This window comes from Pseudoalteromonas sp. S408 (genome assembly GCF_005886645.1).
Classification (GTDB): Bacteria; Pseudomonadota; Gammaproteobacteria; order Enterobacterales; family Alteromonadaceae; genus Pseudoalteromonas.
Genome location: NZ_PNDY01000019.1, coordinates 19,889 through 38,578, shown reverse-complemented (window position 1 = coordinate 38,578; position 18,690 = coordinate 19,889). Strand labels below are relative to the sequence as shown.

Sequence of the window (18,690 nt, the reverse complement as noted above, 5' to 3'; positions counted from 1 at the left end):
GTTTTTTATGTTCTCAATTTGGCAGCATCACTAAAATAGCGGCAATGGCTATAAGTATTAAGCCAGCGGTGTCTTGTTTTTTGAGTGGTTGCTTTAGCCAAAGTACGGCAATTAGCATAGTAAAAAACACTTCTACCTGACCAAGCGTCTTAACGTAAGCAACATGTTGTAAGCTCATAGCACTAAACCAGCCAATAGAACCGACACAACTAAAAGTACTAATTGCTGTAGTGGTGCCTTTATATTGCCAAAGTTTACTCAGAGTATGTGGCTCTTTTAGTAATAAATAGCCAAGTAATATAAGCGTTTGCAAGCTTATTACAAACAGTAAAACCCATGCAGCCGAGTGCGGAAATAACAACCCCGAATTTAAACTCGCTTCACGTACCCAAAGCGAGGTAAGGGCAAAGCTTGTGCCGCAGGCTAGGCCAAGTAACGCTGTTTTAGCATCAAAGTGTTTTACGCTGGTTATACCGCTAAGTAAAAGCACCGCAATAGCGCCTAAAAATACTCCTAACCAGCCAAGTACACTGAGCGCAGAGCCAAAAAATAATACGCCTAAAATAGCCGCGACTAACGCTTCACTTTTTGCAAGCCCTGCACCTACGGCGTAATTGTTCATTTTAAATAGCTTTACCATTAAACCCGTGGCAAGTATTTGCATAACGCTTGCACCAATAATAAATCCCCAAAAGGCATTATTAAACGTAGGCATGGCGGTATCTTGATATTGATAAAGGCCATATAAATACACGGCAGCAATGGGGCCCGCTAAAATAAAACGTGAAAGGGTAACGCCAGCAACACTTACATTGTTACTTAATTTACTTTGCAGGGCATTTCGCCAGGCTTGCATAAAGGCAGCTAAAAAAGTGAAAAAGATCCAAGTCATGGTATTCGTCGATTAAAAATAATGCCTTTAAGTTAACAATCTTTAGTTATTAATGCGATGCATTAAGGGTGATAGTGAATATTCATCATCTGCGACATTATGCCGCACTGTTTTATGAGTAAACTTAGCTATAGTAAGTGTGATGTTATTGTTTAGCCGCCAGCGTTTGTCATAAAACGTTTGGGCGGCTTTTTTTATGTGTGTAATATGTATTGCTAAATAATCAGGTTTTATAATAAGAGAATAAACTATGACAACATTAGTGGTGTGTGCATTATTAGCTGTATTAATGCCTTATTTTGCAAAAGTACCTGTGGCCGTTGCGATGGCAAAGCTTGGCCGGTACGACAATAAACACCCTCGTTCCCAGCAAGCAAAACTAACGGGTTTTGGTGCGCGGGCGCTCGCTGCTCATCAAAATTGTTTTGAATCACTTACTGTTTTTGCCGTTGCTATAGCAGTGGTATTGGGTACTAACTCGGTAAATGCAGTAACCGAAACTTTGGCAGTTACTCATATAGTTTCGCGTACTTTGTATTGTATTTTTTATTGGTTGAACCTGGATATTATACGTTCGCTTGTATGGTTTATTGGCTTAGGCACTACCATTGCCATGATTGTAGTGAGTATCTAATTTTATTGTTAAAACCACAAAGCAAGCGGCCTAAAAGGGCGCTTGCTTTGTGCTCTTGCATTACTTAATGGCATAATTCGATAGCATTAATGCGATACTTTAATTCGCTCGATTAAATCGGTATGTGCAACCTCGCTGTTTATAGCAAAATCTAGCTGTACGAGTACATCATCAAAGCCTGCCTCAGACATTTTATATTCCCACTTTGCCAAGGCTTCTTTAGCTGATTTATCAAAAACGTCTGACGGCCTAGATTGAATTACGCTAATGTTTTTTGTTCTGCCATTGGCGGCAATATCGTATTTTAATACTACCGAGCCGCTAATGCCTTGCTTAGCTGCTTGGGCAGGGTAGCGTGGCTCAATTCGAATTATTGGTGAAATGTGATCGCTTTTAGCACCTTCTACTTGCGGTTGCTTTGCAATAGCGAGCGTACTTAACATGCTTGCTGCAACAAGCAGTAAGCCACCTTTGGCAAAGCGAGAGCGATTGCCACTGTGCTTTATATTGGTAAGTCGTTGTAACATGGTTTTTTTATCTCCGTAGTGTGAATAGGCCATTAGGCCTGTGGGCGTTGTTGCCGCGCAGTTAACTAAGGCTCTGCTGTATAAAATGTGTTGGTGTGTGGTTTTATTGGCAAGTACCCGTTCATCACACGTGAGCTCTTGTAAGCGCCTACAGCTTGCGTATGCCATCCACGCGAGCGGGTTAAACCATAATAAAATAGTAGCCAGTAACAGCAGGGCATTTATTAGGTTATCTTTGCGTTTTATGTGCACAGATTCATGCTCTAAAATAAGCGCCAAAGTGGCTTTATCAAACTGGCTTTTATAATTGCTGGGCAGTATGAGCTTGCTTTGAAAAATTCCCACTACCATTGGCGACGCAATGTGGTTACTGGTATAGGTTTTAATGTGTGAAGTGATAGCGTGTTCGCTATCAATTAAATAATTGATCTGTAGATTTTTAATAAAGCGAGTGTGAACAATAAACGCAATGGTCAAAAGTAGTAGAGTAACTAATACATAAAGCACAGCCCAATTTAGGCTTAAATTATTAATAAGCGACTGGTTAGGCGTGATCAAATAATGGCTAATAGCACTATTTTGCAGTGGTTTAATGGAGCTCGGTAAGTTTGTAGCCAGTAATGAAGCTGGAATCAGCCATACTAATTTATACACAAAGCATGGGCCAAGCAGCCTTAAACTAAAACGCTCACATACAATAAAGCCACCAAGCATTATGCTGAGCAATAATTGCTGCTCTAGCAACCAGTTAAATAGTGTTTGAATATCCATAGCCAGTCCTTACTTTTGGTTTTTTTCCCAGTCATCAATGACTTTTTTAAGCTCATTTATATCTTGCTGAGAAAGCTGCTCCGATTTAGCAAACCCGCTTACCAGCGGCGCTATGCGGCCACTAAAAAAGCGCTCAATAAAGTTTTGGCTTTCTTTTAAAGTGTAGTCGACGCGCTCCATGCAGGGGGTATAAATATATTGGCGACCGTCTTTTTCAAACGACAGTGCACCTTTTTTAACTAATCGACCGAGTAAGGTTTTAATGGTTTTTTCGTGCCATTGTTTGTCATCGCTTAAGCGCTCAATAATTTGGCTGGCGGTGGCAGGGTAATTAATCCAAAGTGCGTCAAGTACTTCAAATTCTGCTTTTGATAACTCAATCATTTTATTGCCTACAAATGTAATCTTTAATTTAAGACTACGCCTGTAATCTGTTTTTGCAAGGTTATTTTTTAATTTTTTTGTGTGCTACTTAAACGAAGGTTAGATTTTTGAAATATCAGTTTTATTAATTTGTATGTAGTGGTTTTCAGAAAGGTTTAGTTTTGAAAGGGGTAGATCGCTAAATTGCACTCTAAATAAATCAGTTACTTTAAAGCCGCAGTAATGCGCCATTTTACGTATTTGCCTGTTAAGCCCTTGTTTTAAAATAATACTAAATTGGTTGTCAGCTATTTTAGTTACTTCACACGGTAAGGTTACTTGTTTATCAACAGGGACGCCTGCGGCCATTTCTTCACAAAACGCGTTATTTATAGGTTTATTTACTGTGACTATATAATGCTTAGGCTGGTGGAAGTTAGGATGGATTAGCTGGTTACAAAAATCGCCATCGTTGGTCAAAATAAGCAGGCCCCGAGAGTCTTTATCTAATCGGCCAATAGGGTAAACACGGGTAAGTGTAGGCAAATGGTGAATAAGGCTTGTAGGGTCATTTTTATTTAATTTACAGTCAATACCTACAGGCTTGTGGTACGCAAAATAAACCAAGTCGGCCGCGCCTTTAACTACTTGGTCATTAACTATGACTTCGTCTTGCTCATTAACGTGATCAATATGATTAGCAGGGCGATTATTTACTGTTACCACCCCTTCATCAATTAAACGCGATGCCTGTTTACGTGAGCACACACCGGCATGAGCAATGTATTTAGCCAGTCGGATTTTGGTGCTCATAAAATATACTCGTTGGTTGGCAATAAAAAACTGATCGCGATTATAGCAAAGCTGCGTATCGATATAGCAATATTTAATTTAGGTGAACAAAATGGGTATGAAATTTTCTGAACTAAAAAATCATGAGCCACTACAAAAAGTAGTTGTTCACTCACTAGAAATGGCGCTTTACCAGGTGTCTGTGATTATTAATAACGTTGAATATTACGTAACAGAAGAAGATGGCGAGTTTGTAAGAGCAGTAAGCCCGCTACATGTGCAAAAGCGATTTGAAAAAATAGCGTACGCACAAATGATGCTCCGCCATACAAGTGCTTATGACGAAATGTGTGGTCAACCAGAAAAAACCTCAAGTAATCTACTTGAAGTTCCCTTTGGTAAAAATAACCTGTTTTGACGGTATGAGTTTGTTAGTATCTGCTTTTTAAGAAGCGCAATATGTACCAATTACAAGCAGACAATAGTGATGCGTTAAACTCAACGTTACGTAGTGAAATGGTTGAATTTAATGCCCAGCATTTCGATGCGCAAAGAGTGCCACTCGGCTATAAATTTGTTGACGATAGTAACGAATTGGTGGCTGGTATTAGTGGTTGCGTATTTGGTAATTGGCTAATTATAAACTGGCTTTGGTGCAGTGAAAGAGTGCGCAATAAAGGCCTTGCTGGACAGTTACTCGCTGAACTAGAGCAAGCTGCAATATTGCTTGGCGCCAAAAAAGCTCAGCTTGATACACTTGATTTTCAAGCCAAACCTTTTTATGAAAAACGCGGATACAGTGTGAAGTATCAACTTGATAATTACCCACTTTGCGGCACCCGCTACTTTATGGAAAAATTACTTTAATTGATTCCTGTATTCAAATTTTTTATTTAGCCCCTAGTTATTTGGCTGTTAACGGCTCGCCTTCAAATGTAACGCCCAAAAATGGGGTCGCCTCTGGCGATAACATAAACGTGCGAATGTTCATATGATCGTCACCGTTAGGGTTTTGTAGTACTTCTTCGCGATAAAACTTACCAAAGCAATCTAATGTGTTTTGCTTGCTAAGCCCATTGAGTTTGGCAAAAGCAAAAATTTTACATGAACCGTTATTTTCACTTGCTGAGCTCAGTAACCCGTGGTTATTAAAGGCGCAAGCAGTAAAACCGTAATTGGCTTCGATCACCGCCATTGTATCGGTAAATTGAATGTTTTTTGGGTTTTCAGCAAGTGATTTAAGGTATTCGTTTAAAGTCATCATTGTTCCCTAAATTTAATGGGTAAGGCTAATTTACTTAACGCATTTTATGAACGAATAAAATGCGTTAATGCGTGAATATTCTCAATTTCAACATCGGCCAGCCCCTTGTACGTATACTTAGCGCCTTGATCGTTTAACCACACTGATTGACAACCTGCGTTATTGGCGCCTTGTACGTCGGTATCTAGGCTGTCACCAATATGGAGTATGTCGCTTTTGGCGACTTTTAAGTGCGCAGCTGCTTTGTCAAATAAGGTGCTATGAGGTTTAGCTTTACCATGCATGCCCGCTTGTAGGACTAGCTCAAACTTATTGTGTAAATTAAAGCGTTCTATTTCAACATTGCCATTGGTTATGGCGATTAAGGTAAAATGTTGCGCTAAGTTATCAAGTAGCGCTAATACGTCGTCGCTGACTACAATGTTACTGCGTGCATCGGCAAAAGCGTTATAGGCACTACTAGCGTGCAGTTCTACTTCTTGTTCAGTAAATCCCAACTTAGATAGAGCTAAACGCAATGTATGCTTGCGCCACTGCGTTACATTATCTTTAAGCTCGGGTTGTTGTTGAGCGGCAAGTTTTCGGCATTGTTGCCAGTATTGTGGGCCTTGTTCTTGGTAGCGTGGTAATGCATTTAAGTAATTTTGTTGGGCGTTAACAGCTGCTTTTATAATCGGGTGGTTGTTGTATAAGGTGTCGTCTAAATCAAAGCTCATGACAGAAAAAGGGCGTATTGCACGATTAAATCGGATCATTGTAATTTCCTAATCAGTTTGTTTTTTAGCGCGCGGGTGTGTGTTGTCGTACACCTTGGCTAAATGCTGAAAATCTAAATGGGTATACACTTGTGTGGCCGACAAGCTGCTGTGGCCAAGCAGTTCTTGTACAGCGCGTAAATCACCCGACGATTCTAAAATATGTGATGCAAATGAATGGCGTAACTTATGCGGATGCACCTGTGAGCTAATCCCTTGCTTTATTCCCCACTCTTGCATACGCAAACGCACTTGGCGAATTGAGATACGATTTTTTTGGCTACTTAAAAATACGGCGGGCTCGTCTTGTTTTGCAAATTGAGGCCGCACGGTTAACCATTTTTTTAATGCTTCTAATGCCTTCGTTCCCACAGGAATAAGGCGTTCTTTGTTACCTTTACCACGCACTAATATTTCACCACTTTTGGCATTAATATCTTGCATGTTAGCGCCAACTAACTCGCTAATACGTAAACCTGATGAGTACATAAGTTCCATCATGGCTTTATCTCTGACTGCTAAAGGGTCGTCGTCGGGTATTTCGAGCAAACGCGCCATTTGATCAACATCAAGGTTTTTAGGTAAAGGCTTGGCAAATTTAGGCCCTTTAATGCCGGTCGCAGGGTTATGATAATGCGATTGCTGTGCAATATTTTTGGCTTTTAAAAACTTATATAAACTCCGTATACAGCTTAATTTTAAGCTAATGGTTCGGCCACTTAATTGTTTGGCGCGTAAAGCCATACTGTAGCGGCGAATATGCTCTGCTTGTACGCCAAACCAGTCATCGCATAATTTATTGAAATAAAGCGCTGCAAAGCCAAGTTGGCTGACATATTGATTGACGGTGTGCGCTGAATATTGTTTTTCAAATTTTAGGTAGTCGCTAAATAGCGTAATGGGTGTGCGCCAGTTGTCACTTAATTCGCTTATATTAGGCGCATCATCACTCATGCGAGTTTTTGTAACCTTAGTTGCAGGGCGCTAATAAAATCCAACATAAATAGGTTGTCTTGTGCGGGTTCAAAATGGTTAACGTTGTTGCTGCCAAATGCCAGTATGGCACTAGGCTGCTTTGCATCGCCAATTAAATAAATAGCCGCAGATTGCGTGTCATCTCTAAAAAGTAATGCACGCTCTTGCGTTGTAATACGCCCTAAATAATACCCAGAACCGCTGAGGCGATGTTCTATGAGCTCGTCAAAGTCAGGAGTGTATTTTAATAATTTGAAGTCACTTATGTCGTCATTTGAGCACACAATAGCGTGTAAGTTTTTAGCGATTGCATCAAAGTCATCATGGCGCCAAAGTTGGCGATGGCATTGGCTAAGTAAACAGTACACTCGCTCATTTTGAACAGCGTGTTTACTCATGGTGTCGATTTGCTTTTTTAAACGTGTATTGTGCTCACGCAATTGGCGCTGTTGAATATGCACGAGTGACGTTGCCCCTTGCGCTTGCTGTTGAAGCTCTAGCTGAGCAAACACATCTGGGTGTTTAACTAAAAAGTCAGGGTTTGCGAGTAAGTAGCTAGTAACTTGCTCCTCGCTCAGCTTACTCATAATGCAACTTGTCCGTCGAACACGTGCTCAGCGGGGCCTGTCATTCGTACCGGATGACCTTCTCCACTCCAGCGTATTTGAAGAGTGCCACCAGGGAGGTCGACTTGTACTGCGCTTGAAAGCTTACTTTGCATATGCCCAATGACCATAGCTGCACACGCGCCAGTGCCGCATGCGAGTGTTTCATTTACGCCGCGCTCCCATACTCTTAGCTTTATATGCTCTTGCGATATAACTTGCATAAACCCAATGTTAGCGCGCTGTGGAAAACGTTCGTGGTTTTCAAGCAGTGGACCTAATACATCGACCTGCGCTGTCGTAATATCGTCAACTTCAAGTACACAGTGTGGGTTCCCCATAGAGACTGCGCCACTAAATACGGTGTGTTCTTCTGCCCTTATAATGTAGGTGAGTTCACGTTTGCTGGCTTTAAGCGGTATTTTGCTTGGCTCGAAATTAGGGTGCCCCATGTTAACCGTGACTTGGCCGTCTTTTTCTATGTATAGCGTTAAATTACCCGATTTGGTTGATACGCTAATTTTGTGTTTGTTAGTCAGGCCTTTCATACGAACAAAACGTGCAAAGCAACGTGCGCCATTCCCGCATTGTTCTACTTCGGTACCATCGGCATTGAAAATACGATAATGAAAATCGAGATCGGGGGAGTATGGCGCTTCAACCATGAGTAATTGGTCAAAGCCAATGCCAAAGTGGCGATCAGCCAGCTTTTTAATTTGATCTCGTGATAAAAATACATTTTGTGTAATATTATCAATAACAACAAAGTCGTTGCCTAAGCCGTGCATTTTGGAAAAATTAACTAACATAGCGCTCTAATTCGTGTTTGCTCTGTGGTAATCATGCCACAGAGCAGCTAGTTGGCAAAAACGTTTATGGTAAAATTTTCTCACCTTGATAAAGACTCTCAATGGTTTCACGTTCGCGGATAAGATGGTGCTGCTGACCGTCTACCATTATTTCAGCTACGCGTGGGCGAGAGTTATAGTTTGAACTCATTGTAAAGCCATATGCCCCAGCACTGCGCTGCGCGAGTAAATCGCCTTGTTTAAGCGCTAGTTCTCGGTCTTTTCCTAAAAAGTCACCGGTTTCGCATACGGGCCCAACAATATCAAAGTTGTGAGTTGGCGTATCGTCATCACGAACCGACACAGGAATAATTTTTTGCCACGCTTGATAAAGAGAAGGGCGAAGCATGTCGTTCATGCCAGCATCAACAATGGCAAAAAACTTACTTTGGTTTTGTTTAATAAACTCAACCTGCGTAATTAATACCCCTGCGTTTGCTGCAATCGCACGACCTGGTTCAAAAATAAGTTCTAAATGGCGGTAGTTTTCTAGGCGAGCGGTTACTTGCTCAGCGTATTCACTAGGATGAGGTGGTTGTTCGTTGTCGTAAGGGACACCTAACCCACCACCTATATCTAAATGGCTTAATTCTATCCCGACATTTTTTAGCTCATCTATTAACGCAAGGAGTTTGTCTAGCGCTTCTAAAAATGGTTTTACTTCGGTTAACTGCGAACCGATATGGCAATCTACGCCTATTACGTTTAAGCCTGGTAAAGCATCAGCTTGTTGATAAACACTTACAGCGGTTTGAATATCAATGCCAAATTTGTTTTCTTTCAGACCTGTGGAGATATAAGGGTGCGTTTTAGCATCTATATCGGGATTTACGCGAATAGAAATTGGCGCCACTAAGTTAAGCTCGCACGCAACCTCTGAAATACGCTCTAATTCAGAGGCTGATTCAACGTTAAAGCATTTAATCCCTAATTTTAATGCGTACGCTATTTCGTCAGCGGTTTTAGCAACGCCTGAAAAGACCACCTTACCGGCGTCTCCTCCGGCTTTAATTACACGCGCTAGCTCACCTTTTGAAACAATGTCAAAACCCGAACCTAAGCGCGCTAAAATATTTAATACGGCAATATTAGAGTTTGCTTTAACGGCATAGCATACCAAGCTTTTATGGCTTTTAGTCGCATTAGCAAACGCAAGGTAGTGGCGCTCAAATGTTGCGCGAGAATACACATAGCAAGGCGTACCATATTGCTGAGCAATTGCGGCAATACTCACATCTTCAGCAAACAATTGGTTGTTTTTATAGTTAAAAAAATCCATTTATTGCTCCTGCTTTACTGGGGTAGTGGGTTGCTTGGCCTGCGTGTTAGGCGTCATCGTGTTTTCTGGTTGGTTTTGCTGGGCCTGTTGTTCAGGCAAATATAACGGGCCGCTTTGTCCGCAGCCAGCTAATGCGCCAAATAGGGCCGTGCTAATTAATAGTTTTTTTAATTGTAAGGTATGTGTCGCTTTCATTAGATTAATATTGTTGCTGGCTTTATAATCGCAGAGTAACAGAATATCTAAAAAATGCAGCTATTCGCGGATGATTTTATTCCTGTTACACTAGCTGCATGTTTTTAACGCAATTACGTACCCAATATTAGGCGGCTCGCCTGCAAAGGAATCAACAATGACTGAACACGAATATCACCAATTAGCCGAAGCTCTTATGTTCACAATTGAAGAGCAAGTTGATGATTGTGAAGCCGATTTAGATTACGAATCAGCGCAAGGTATTTTAGAAATTATTTTTCCTGATAAAAGTAAAATTGTGATCAATAAGCAAGCGCCTCTTCATCAAGTGTGGGTAGCAACTAAATTTAATGGTCATCATTTTGAAATGCGTGACGGTCAATGGATTGATAACCGCTCTGGTGCAGAGTTTTGGGAGTTCATTAACGAAGCGTCAACTCGCCAAGCTGGCCAAGAAATTAAATGGCAATCGTCACTATGAGTTTAGAATTTGTTCAATACCCTGCACAGAGCGCTCATAAAGCTACCGTTATTTGGTTACATGGGTTGGGTGATTCGGGTGATGGGTTTGCCCCTGTAGCGCCGCAATTAAACTTACCAGATGAGTTAGGTGTGCGTTTTGTTTTTCCTCATGCACCTGTGCAACCGGTCACCATAAATGGCGGTATGGAAATGCGCTCTTGGTACGATATTAAGTCAATTGAGCTTGATAAACGTGCCGATGAAGAAGGTGTTAGAGAGTCTGCCGAAAAGGTAGAAGCCCTTATAAATACAGAAATAGCAAACGGAATACCAGCTAACAAAATTATTTTGGCAGGCTTTTCACAAGGTGGTGTTGTGTCGCTTCACTTAGCACCACGTTTTGAGCAAAAGCTAGCGGGTGTTATGGCATTGTCTACTTATATGTGCGCGCCGCATAAATTCACAGATGAAGTAAAGCATACCGATTTAAATGTATTTATGGCACATGGTAGCCAAGATAACGTGGTACCAATGAGTGCGGGTAAAAGTGCATTTGATGTATTAACAGCACATAACATGGATGTAAGCTGGCAAGAATACCCAATGGCACATCAAGTATGTGCAGAAGAGTTACACGCTATTCGCCACTGGTTAATTGCCCGTTTAAGCTAATTTTGGAGCCGCTGAGGTCAATATGAGTCAAAAAATAGTTATTAAAGCAAATGTAAAACGCGAGCCACAAAACAGCCTACCTACGGTAAGTTATGAATGGCATTGGCGTCGTATTGTGAGTTTGGCTATGTTGATAGTAATGACATCTGCGGCCGTGATATATGGTTTAACCAGCTCAGTAAATGCAGATCAAGGCGCTCACCCCAATGAACAAACAGAGCTTTTAATTTCTAATAGCACACAAAGTAATGAGGTCATTGAAAGCCCAATACACGATGAACCCAATAGCCAGTCGCAAATAAGTGCTGCCAATACTGACGGGTTAACTGCAAAGCAAATGGTCTCTGCTGAAGATGTTGTTAACATCGATATCTCAAACAAAAGTAACCCAGAGCCAGTGACCGTTCAGCCTGAGTTAGATAATGTAATAGTAGCTCTGCAAGCTGCTGAGTTGGCTAACACATCTAACAGCGAAATAATTTCATCAACACAAAACAGCGATGCACAAAGCGAAGTTAACCCTTTACCCGAGCAATCTGCGGATATAGACACCTTACTAGACGCTCCGCAAAGCGATGATGTTACCTTATTTGGTACAGATAGATTTCCTGACAATGCGCATATTGCAAGTGTTGCATTAGGGGCCCAAATTGATACTGGTAAAATAAGCCGTGCGGTTCTGACTCGCAGTGTTGAAAAGCGAGAGCCTGTAAATGTGTTTGCGGCAGATGTGCGTATGAGTCAATTTGAAGGAACATTATCGTTTTTTAGTGAACTAAAAGGGCTTCAAGGTCAGCAAGTTAAACATATTTGGTATTTTGAAAGTGAGACAATGGCCGAAATTACACTTAATGTTACTTCGCCGCGTTACAGAACTTATTCAACAAAAAATATTATGAACACGCAAACAGGCCATTGGCGTGTAGACGTTGTTGACGAGCAAGGTAATTTAATTGCCCAAAAAGAATTTAGAGTGTTAGCTAACTAAATAATGCTAACCGCAGTAATTAATTGGATACCCCTATGACAGAAAAAACAAAATTAGTACGTATAGCAACTCGCAAAAGCGCCCTAGCGTTATGGCAAGCTGAGTTTGTAAAAGCTCAGCTAGAGCATTTTCATGATGATGTACGTGTTGAGTTAGTCCCTATGTCGACACAAGGGGATATTATTTTAGATACGCCATTGGCCAAAATAGGCGGCAAAGGGTTATTTGTAAAAGAGCTTGAGCAAGCCATGTTAGATGGCCGAGCTGATATTGCCGTGCACTCAATGAAAGACGTGCCTGTTGAATTTCCGGAAGGACTAGCGCTTCATACCATTTGCGAGCGTGAAGATCCTCGTGATGCATTTGTATCAAATAACTTTGCCAACTTAAATGAGTTACCGAAGGGGGCCATTGTAGGTACATCTAGCTTACGTCGTCAGTGCCAAATTAGAGCGCTAAGACCTGACTTAGAAATCCGTGATTTACGCGGAAACGTGAATACACGCCTAGCTAAATTAGATGATGGGCAATACGATGCCATTATTTTAGCAGCGGCAGGGCTTATTCGTTTAGAGATGGGCGAGCGTATTGCGGATTACATTGAACCAGAAGTATCGTTGCCTGCAAATGGCCAAGGTGCTGTAGGTATTGAGTGTCGAATTGAAGATGACGTAACTAAAGCGTTATTAGCACCGCTTGAACACGCACACACGCGTATTCGTGTTAACGCAGAGCGTGCCATGAACCGTCGTTTAGAAGGCGGTTGCCAAGTACCAATTGGCGCTTATGCGTTAGTTGATGGCGAGCAGGTTCATTTACGAGGGCTTGTAGGCGCAATTGATGGCAGCGAAATTTTACGTGACGAAGTTGCGGGTAATATTAACGATGCCGAAAAACTCGGAATAGAGCTGGCTGAAAAATTACTTGCTCAAGGCGCAGATAAAATTTTAGCTGACGTATACAGAGACGCATAAATGACACATATTCTGATAACTCGGCCCGAAGGAAAAGGCGTAGCCCTTGCAGAACAACTTGAGCAAGCGGGTTATCAGACGTCGTTGTTTCCTGTTTTAAATATTAACTATTTAACGCCTTCTAGTACTCAACTAAGCCCACTTATTAATGCAGATAAAATTATTTTTATCTCTCAGGATGCTGTTAAAGCACTGGCACAATTAAAGCCCGATATAAACATTAAAGCGCAGTTTTATGCTGTAGGGCAGCAAACTGCCGATACAATATATGAATTATTTGGTGTGCGTGCAGCAACTCCTAAACAGTTCGATTCTGAAGGGGTATTGGCTCTTAAGTCGTTGGCTCAGGTTGATGGCAGCAATATTGTATTGGTCAAAGGGCAAGGTGGTCGACCCGATATAGCCAAGGTCCTAAAAGAGCGCGGTGCGTTTTTAAATAATTGTGTTGTTTATGAACGTGAGCCAGTATCCGATTTAACTAGTAACTGGACTGACCACTGGCAAAGCAACAATGTACACGGTATAGTCATAACAAGTAATGCAGCAGTTGATGCCATATTTACCCCCCTTGCTGCACAACAATTACAATGGTTACAACAGTGCCACTTTTATGTTGCCAGCGAGCGTATAGCCGCATATTTACAGCAACAACACGTAAGTTTGGCAAATATACATATTGCAGCAGGGGCTAGCGATAACGCTATGTTTACCTGTATTAATCAGCAAGGTAGCAGCATGAGTGAACAACCTAAGTCAATAACAACAGAAAACACAACATCAACAGCTTCGAGTTCAGCATCAGTTAAAAATGAGCCAGCAAGCGTAAAAAACAAACCAGCAAATGACAAACAAAAAGTTAGTAAAGTGGCTTCTCTTGCATTGTTAATATCGTTGGTTGTGGCCTCTGGAGTTGGTTACGAGTTTTATCAAAAGCTAAATGCAGGTAAAGCGCAAAATACATTTGTTAACGAACTTAGCGAGCAAAATAAGCTACTTCAGCAAGAGCTAGCGGTTCTTAAGTCTTCTCAAGTGAGCTTGCAACAAGCGCTATTTAATAGCGAAGAAAAAGTATCTGAGGCGTTAGCGCAAAGCACTCTTGAAAATGAGCAAGCATTAAAAAACGCACTACAAAAAGCGCAGCAACAAGGCTCATCTTTAAACCCACAAGAAGTAACTAGTTTGCAGCGTATGGCTGAATTTAAACTGTGGGCAGAAAAAGACTACCAAGGCGCAAGCGCTGTACTAAAGCGTTTAGACGGACTGTTAAGTGAGCACCCTGGTACAATTGAACTTCGCCAATCTATTATGCAAGACATACAAACGCTTGATAGTTTAAAACCGGTTGCTACCGAGGCTATTTATTTGCAGCTAAATAGTGTTCTTAACCGAATTGATGAACTGGTGTTTAACGCGGTCAATTTACCAGAGGAACCACGGGAAGTTGATGAAAATGCACTCAGCGAAGATATTAACGATTGGCAGCAAAATATCAGTAACAGTTGGAATAAAATTGTTGATAGTTTTATTAAAATTAGGCGCCATGAAGGTATAGCTGTTGAACCATTACTAACTGATCAAGAGCGCAATTTAATTAACCAGCGAATTAAGCTTAATATAGCGCAGGCGCAAGATGCGCTACTAAGTAAACAAGCCAGTATATATTTTAATGCATTAAGCGAAGCAAAGCGCTTAATTGGTGAATACTTTAAGCAAGATGATGCAGCGACTAAATCAACACTAAATACGCTATCTAAATTAGAAAAAGAACCACTTAATTTCAGCCAAGAGGTCACACTGCAAAGCACACAAATGGTTAAGGAGTGGGCGCAATGATAGGGCTAATTATTTTAATTGTAGCTGTTGTTGTTGTAATTGCGGTTACCCCTTTTGTACTTGACGAAAAAGGTTATGTGCTAATTTCGTTCAATAATACGACCATTGAAGGCACCATTGTTTCGTTTTGTATTATGGCTGCATTGTCTGCGGCAGTTTTATATTTTAGTTACAAACTAATACGTTATTTATTATCAATTTATAGAAATACCAAGCATGGTTTTTTTGCCCGCAGTGAAGAGCGTAAATTCGCCGCAATTGAACAAGCCCTTTTCAGTGCTATAAACGACGATTACGAACAGGTAGAGCGCGCACTTTCTGGTAACAGTGTGCCAGAAAAATTTGACGATATTCGTTTAGCGCTTTTAGCTAAAGCAGCACTTGCTAACAACGAGGCAGATAAAGCGCTTGAGCGATTATTTGAAATAAGCCCAGAGCAGCAATTAAAAGTAGCAAAGCTATGGTTGGCAAGTGGCGATAGCAGTGCGATTGAATCGCAGTTGCGTGTGAATGCAGAAGCTAAAAAAGCCACCGCCCTTGAACTTAAACTGTACACTGAGGTATTAGTACAACAGCAGCACTTTAGTGCACTTGAAGAGTTTTTACCCAAGCTACTGCGTAAAAAAGTGTTTTCTAGTGAGCAGTGGACGCGTGTATTTTCTGCCTATTTTACGGCCCAATCAGCTGATGAATTAACAAATAAATACAAACAATTACCACGAAAACTACACACTCATGCACAGACTGCATATTTAACTCAAATGGCTGCAACAGGTCAGCTTGCCGTTATTGAGGGCGATTTAACTAAAATGGTTAAGCAAGCCAGCCAACATGATGAGCTTGCTGCTATTTTAAATAATGCAAACCATGGTGAAGCGCACAAGTTACAAGCCAGTATCCAAGATCGCCTTAAAAAAGACGACACCAATACAGCGCTGCTGTTGTCGCTGGCATGTCTTGCTAATGCACAAAGTGATTATGACTTAGCGGCACGTGTATTTGATAAAGCGCTTAATGGTGATAATAAACACCAATTTGCAGACCAAGCAGCCTTGAGTTATAAAAACACGGCACAGGCTGAAAAGGCACTCGTTTTATATAACAAATAAGTTTACTAGCTGATTAGTTATATATTTTAGGCACAGGTTATAGGCGTTTTATAAATGCTTTACCTGTGCTTTTTTATAGGTATTTTTTAAATTTAGCGAAACAATAAAAAAGTAAGGCGATACTATTTTTATACAGATTATTGTTAAGTGCGTGAATATTTTGCACAAAAAGCAGACATATGACCGCTTAATAATATTACAAAGCGTATAGACTTGAAAAATACCTCTATCTGCGTATTATGCGCAAAAATTTAATTAAACTGGGTGCTACTATGATCAATAGAAAACTACCTTTGCTAGATATTCACCGTCATTTAGATGGTAATGTTCGCGCGCAAACCATACTAGAACTTGGTCGTCAGTTTAATATTGATTTACCCGCAGATAACGTTGAACAATTAATTCCTCATGTTCAAGTTATAGATCCAGAGCCAAACCTAGTGGCTTTTTTACAAAAGCTAGACTGGGGCGTAACGGTACTTGGCGATTACGATGCATGCCGCCGTATTGCTATTGAAAATATTGAAGATGCGCAAGCGCAAGGCCTTGACTACGTTGAACTTCGTTTTAGCCCTTACTACATGTCGCAAAGCCAAGGTTTACACCCACAAGGTGTTGTAGAAGCTGTGGTTGATGGTATTAAATCAGCAACAAAGAATACCAATATTAAAGCAAACTTAATTGGTATTTTGTCGCGTACTTATGGTGTTAAAACGTGCCAGTATGAGCTTGATGCATTACTTGCGTTTAAAAATGACTTAGTGGCGGTTGATTTAGCGGGCGATGAAATTGGCTTTCCGGGTGAATTATTTATTGAGCACTTTAAGCAAGTGCGTGATGCGTATTTAGCGTCAACAATTCATGCTGGCGAAGCACTTGGCGCTCCAAGTATTTGGCAAGCAATTAATGAATTAGGTGCAAGTAGAATTGGCCATGGTGTAAAAGCAATTGAAGATCCAGGATTAATGGATTACCTGCGTGATAACCGCATTGGTATTGAATCGTGTTTAACCAGTAATATTCAAACCAGTACAGTTACCGACCTAGCTACGCATCCACTTAAACAGTTTTTAGATCATGGTATTCTTGCTTGTCTTAATACAGATGACCCGGCTGTTGAAGGTATTGAAATAGAGCATGAATATACCATTGCAGCACCCAAAGCAGGCCTATCTCAGGCTGATATAGAAAAAGCCCAAGCTAATGCCTTAGAAATTGCATTTTTAAGTGACGGCGATAAAAAAGCACTACTAGCACAAGTGAGTGCACGTTAAGTAATGCAAATAAATATGCGGCTTTAAAGCTGCATATTTATAGATTTAACTTGAGCGATAGTTAAGAGATTTACTAACGCTCAGGTTTTAAATTAGTGCTCTTGGCAGCTAAGGTAGTTATCGTAAAGCGCTTTGAGTACGTCGGCACGATTTATCATCCCCACTACTTTTACGCCTTCTACTACAGGGTAGTTTTTTGGCTTACCTGGCTGCATTTGTTCAGCTAGTTCAATAATGTTTAAATCGCTACTCACTGTGACTACATTGGTCTGCATAAGCTGCGACACTTTTACAACCCCTTCGCAAAAATAACTACTTTGCATTAAAGGCTTTAATAGCTCTTGTTCTGAAATAAATCCGACTAGGCATTTTTCGTTATCGAATACAGGCGCACCAAGTAATTTAAATTTTTGTAACTCGGCTATGGCAGTTGTCATTTCAGTGTCTGGTGTTATGTTTGGCAACTTGCGTTGCATAAAATCTTTTACTTTTGTATTTAGCATTTGGGTCTCTCCCGCTGATGTTCTGTACAAAGTATGGTTTATAGATTGGATTTTAGGAAATTGTTTATATTGATGTGTTTGATAGGTTTAAGCTATTAAAACTTTAAAGTCATAAAAAAAAGCACCCATAGGTGCTTATCATTAAATGATGCGATGAGTTTACTTTATAAATGCAAATGCATCGGCGTACATGTTTTCACGAATAGCGCCATGAGCTATAAAATCATCACGTACAATCCCTATCATGTCAAAACGACCTGCCATGTAAATGTCGTAAGGTTCTAGTGATACGATGTCTTGCATTACTGCTTTGTGCACAAAACCCGTGTGACCTTGCCAATTAGCTGATGGGTTTTCGACGACAGGAATAAATTCAAAATGCTCGTGGCTTTCTGCCCATAATTTCATTTCTTCATGTGCATATAATGCCGACTCTTCTTTAACACCCCAGTAAAATAGCACAGGGCGATCACAGTTTATTTCAGCTAGGTGATCAGCCATTGATTTTACATACGAAAAGCCAGTGCCACCTGCAAGTAAAATAATAGGTCGGTTACATTGCAAACGAAGTTGGGAAACACCTAATCCAGCCTCTATATCAACCATTGTTTTGTTTGAATGCGCATTACGTAAATGTTCAAGCGATTGCATTGCGTATGAGTCTGCACCAGAGGCACCAATGTGCAGCTCTATTTCATCACATTGTGATGGCCGGCTAGCAATAGAAAAAGCGCGTTTGTCTTTTTCACTTAACACCAGTTGCATGTATTGGCCCGCTTCAAAGGTCACAGGCTCTTGTGGCTTTAAAGTTACTTTGTTAACAAATTCTGTTAGTGGGCTGATAGCTACAACTTCAGCTTTTAATGTTTGCATTTTTTACCTTTTAGCAGCGCTTTTGATAGCAGATACGCAATTGAATGGATCGATTCTAGCATACCTATAGGATTATTTTATAGCCTGTTTATAGCTTACCCG

The 18,690-nt window shown here is 40.8% G+C and carries 23 protein-coding genes; 10 read left to right on the top strand and 13 right to left on the bottom strand.

Annotation, left to right across the window (positions count from 1 at the left end):
- Positions 1–13 precede the first annotated feature (13 nt).
- Positions 14–892, bottom strand: coding sequence for an EamA family transporter (locus tag CWB62_RS14425; RefSeq protein ID WP_171034598.1), 879 nt, complete (start codon positions 890–892; stop codon positions 14–16).
- Between the two features lie 250 nt (positions 893–1,142).
- On the opposite strand from CWB62_RS14425, the gene CWB62_RS14420 reads away from it, so the two are divergent.
- On the top strand, positions 1,143–1,526 hold the full coding sequence (locus CWB62_RS14420; protein ID WP_058403714.1) for an MAPEG family protein: 384 nt from the start codon (positions 1,143–1,145) through the stop codon (positions 1,524–1,526).
- A gap of 86 nt (positions 1,527–1,612) precedes the next feature.
- On the opposite strand, the gene CWB62_RS14415 is transcribed toward CWB62_RS14420, so the two are convergent.
- From CWB62_RS14415 to CWB62_RS14405, 3 genes are all read right to left on the bottom strand, one after another.
- Complete coding sequence (locus CWB62_RS14415) at positions 1,613–2,824, bottom strand: M56 family metallopeptidase (RefSeq protein WP_058403715.1); 1,212 nt, start codon at positions 2,822–2,824, stop codon at positions 1,613–1,615.
- A gap of 9 nt (positions 2,825–2,833) precedes the next feature.
- Positions 2,834–3,208 carry a BlaI/MecI/CopY family transcriptional regulator gene (locus CWB62_RS14410; protein WP_058403716.1) on the bottom strand — a complete coding sequence of 125 codons (375 nt, stop codon included), beginning with the start codon at positions 3,206–3,208 and terminating at the stop codon, positions 2,834–2,836.
- A 99-nt stretch (positions 3,209–3,307) separates the two neighbouring features.
- Positions 3,308–4,000, bottom strand: a complete 693-nt coding sequence (locus tag CWB62_RS14405; RefSeq protein ID WP_058403717.1) for a pseudouridine synthase — start codon at positions 3,998–4,000, stop codon at positions 3,308–3,310.
- A gap of 91 nt (positions 4,001–4,091) precedes the next feature.
- On the opposite strand from CWB62_RS14405, the gene CWB62_RS14400 reads away from it, so the two are divergent.
- Both CWB62_RS14400 and CWB62_RS14395 read left to right on the top strand, forming a co-directional pair.
- Complete coding sequence (locus CWB62_RS14400; RefSeq protein WP_006792473.1) at positions 4,092–4,397, top strand: DUF6482 family protein; 306 nt, start codon at positions 4,092–4,094, stop codon at positions 4,395–4,397.
- Between the two features lie 41 nt (positions 4,398–4,438).
- Positions 4,439–4,846, top strand: coding sequence for a GNAT family N-acetyltransferase (locus CWB62_RS14395; protein WP_058403718.1), 408 nt, complete (start codon positions 4,439–4,441; stop codon positions 4,844–4,846).
- Between the two features lie 37 nt (positions 4,847–4,883).
- On the opposite strand, the gene CWB62_RS14390 is transcribed toward CWB62_RS14395, so the two are convergent.
- From CWB62_RS14390 to lptM, 7 genes are all read right to left on the bottom strand, one after another.
- The gene (locus CWB62_RS14390; protein ID WP_058403719.1) at positions 4,884–5,240 is read right to left on the bottom strand and encodes a HopJ type III effector protein; all 357 of its coding nucleotides are present in this window, start codon (positions 5,238–5,240) and stop codon (positions 4,884–4,886) included.
- A gap of 47 nt (positions 5,241–5,287) precedes the next feature.
- Positions 5,288–5,998 (bottom strand): HAD-IA family hydrolase, encoded by a 711-nt coding sequence (locus CWB62_RS14385; RefSeq protein ID WP_058403720.1) that lies wholly within the window; start codon positions 5,996–5,998, stop codon positions 5,288–5,290.
- 9 nt (positions 5,999–6,007) lie between these two features.
- Positions 6,008–6,952 carry a tyrosine recombinase XerC gene (locus CWB62_RS14380; protein WP_138528113.1) on the bottom strand — a complete coding sequence of 315 codons (945 nt, stop codon included), beginning with the start codon at positions 6,950–6,952 and terminating at the stop codon, positions 6,008–6,010.
- Positions 6,949–7,560 (bottom strand): DUF484 family protein, encoded by a 612-nt coding sequence (locus CWB62_RS14375; protein WP_058403722.1) that lies wholly within the window; start codon positions 7,558–7,560, stop codon positions 6,949–6,951. The genes CWB62_RS14380 and CWB62_RS14375 overlap by 4 nt, the downstream gene beginning before the upstream one ends.
- Complete coding sequence (gene dapF, locus CWB62_RS14370; RefSeq protein ID WP_010557932.1) at positions 7,557–8,387, bottom strand: diaminopimelate epimerase; 831 nt, start codon at positions 8,385–8,387, stop codon at positions 7,557–7,559. The genes CWB62_RS14375 and dapF overlap by 4 nt, the downstream gene beginning before the upstream one ends.
- Before the next feature lie 64 nt (positions 8,388–8,451).
- Positions 8,452–9,705 carry a diaminopimelate decarboxylase gene (lysA, locus tag CWB62_RS14365; RefSeq protein ID WP_058403723.1) on the bottom strand — a complete coding sequence of 418 codons (1,254 nt, stop codon included), beginning with the start codon at positions 9,703–9,705 and terminating at the stop codon, positions 8,452–8,454.
- On the bottom strand, positions 9,706–9,900 hold the full coding sequence (lptM, locus tag CWB62_RS14360; protein WP_058403724.1) for an LPS translocon maturation chaperone LptM: 195 nt from the start codon (positions 9,898–9,900) through the stop codon (positions 9,706–9,708).
- A gap of 157 nt (positions 9,901–10,057) precedes the next feature.
- Here lptM and cyaY point away from each other — a divergent pair, with 157 nt between their 5' ends.
- From cyaY to add, 7 genes are all read left to right on the top strand, one after another.
- Complete coding sequence (cyaY, locus tag CWB62_RS14355; protein WP_058403725.1) at positions 10,058–10,381, top strand: iron donor protein CyaY; 324 nt, start codon at positions 10,058–10,060, stop codon at positions 10,379–10,381.
- The gene (locus CWB62_RS14350; protein ID WP_138528111.1) at positions 10,378–11,034 is read left to right on the top strand and encodes an alpha/beta hydrolase; all 657 of its coding nucleotides are present in this window, start codon (positions 10,378–10,380) and stop codon (positions 11,032–11,034) included. The genes cyaY and CWB62_RS14350 overlap by 4 nt, the downstream gene beginning before the upstream one ends.
- A 22-nt stretch (positions 11,035–11,056) precedes the next feature.
- Positions 11,057–12,022 (top strand): DUF2914 domain-containing protein, encoded by a 966-nt coding sequence (locus tag CWB62_RS14345; protein ID WP_058403727.1) that lies wholly within the window; start codon positions 11,057–11,059, stop codon positions 12,020–12,022.
- A 35-nt stretch (positions 12,023–12,057) separates the two neighbouring features.
- Positions 12,058–12,996: a hydroxymethylbilane synthase gene (hemC, locus tag CWB62_RS14340; protein ID WP_058403728.1), complete on the top strand. Its 939-nt coding sequence runs from the start codon at positions 12,058–12,060 to the stop codon at positions 12,994–12,996.
- Positions 12,997–14,829 carry a uroporphyrinogen-III synthase gene (locus CWB62_RS14335; protein ID WP_138528109.1) on the top strand — a complete coding sequence of 611 codons (1,833 nt, stop codon included), beginning with the start codon at positions 12,997–12,999 and terminating at the stop codon, positions 14,827–14,829. It abuts the gene before it with no gap.
- Entirely contained in the window at positions 14,826–15,938 is a 1,113-nt protein-coding gene (locus tag CWB62_RS14330) for a heme biosynthesis HemY N-terminal domain-containing protein (RefSeq protein ID WP_058403730.1), read from the top strand. Before CWB62_RS14335 ends, CWB62_RS14330 begins: the two co-directional genes overlap by 4 nt.
- Positions 15,939–16,210: 272 nt before the next feature.
- Positions 16,211–17,212 carry an adenosine deaminase gene (add, locus tag CWB62_RS14325; protein ID WP_058403748.1) on the top strand — a complete coding sequence of 334 codons (1,002 nt, stop codon included), beginning with the start codon at positions 16,211–16,213 and terminating at the stop codon, positions 17,210–17,212.
- Positions 17,213–17,304: 92 nt separating this feature from the next.
- On the opposite strand, the gene CWB62_RS14320 is transcribed toward add, so the two are convergent.
- The gene (locus CWB62_RS14320; RefSeq protein WP_006792457.1) at positions 17,305–17,715 is read right to left on the bottom strand and encodes a CBS domain-containing protein; all 411 of its coding nucleotides are present in this window, start codon (positions 17,713–17,715) and stop codon (positions 17,305–17,307) included.
- Positions 17,716–17,874: 159 nt separating this feature from the next.
- Positions 17,875–18,588 (bottom strand): NAD(P)H-flavin reductase, encoded by a 714-nt coding sequence (fre, locus tag CWB62_RS14315; protein WP_058403731.1) that lies wholly within the window; start codon positions 18,586–18,588, stop codon positions 17,875–17,877.
- Positions 18,589–18,690: the final 102 nt, after the last annotated feature.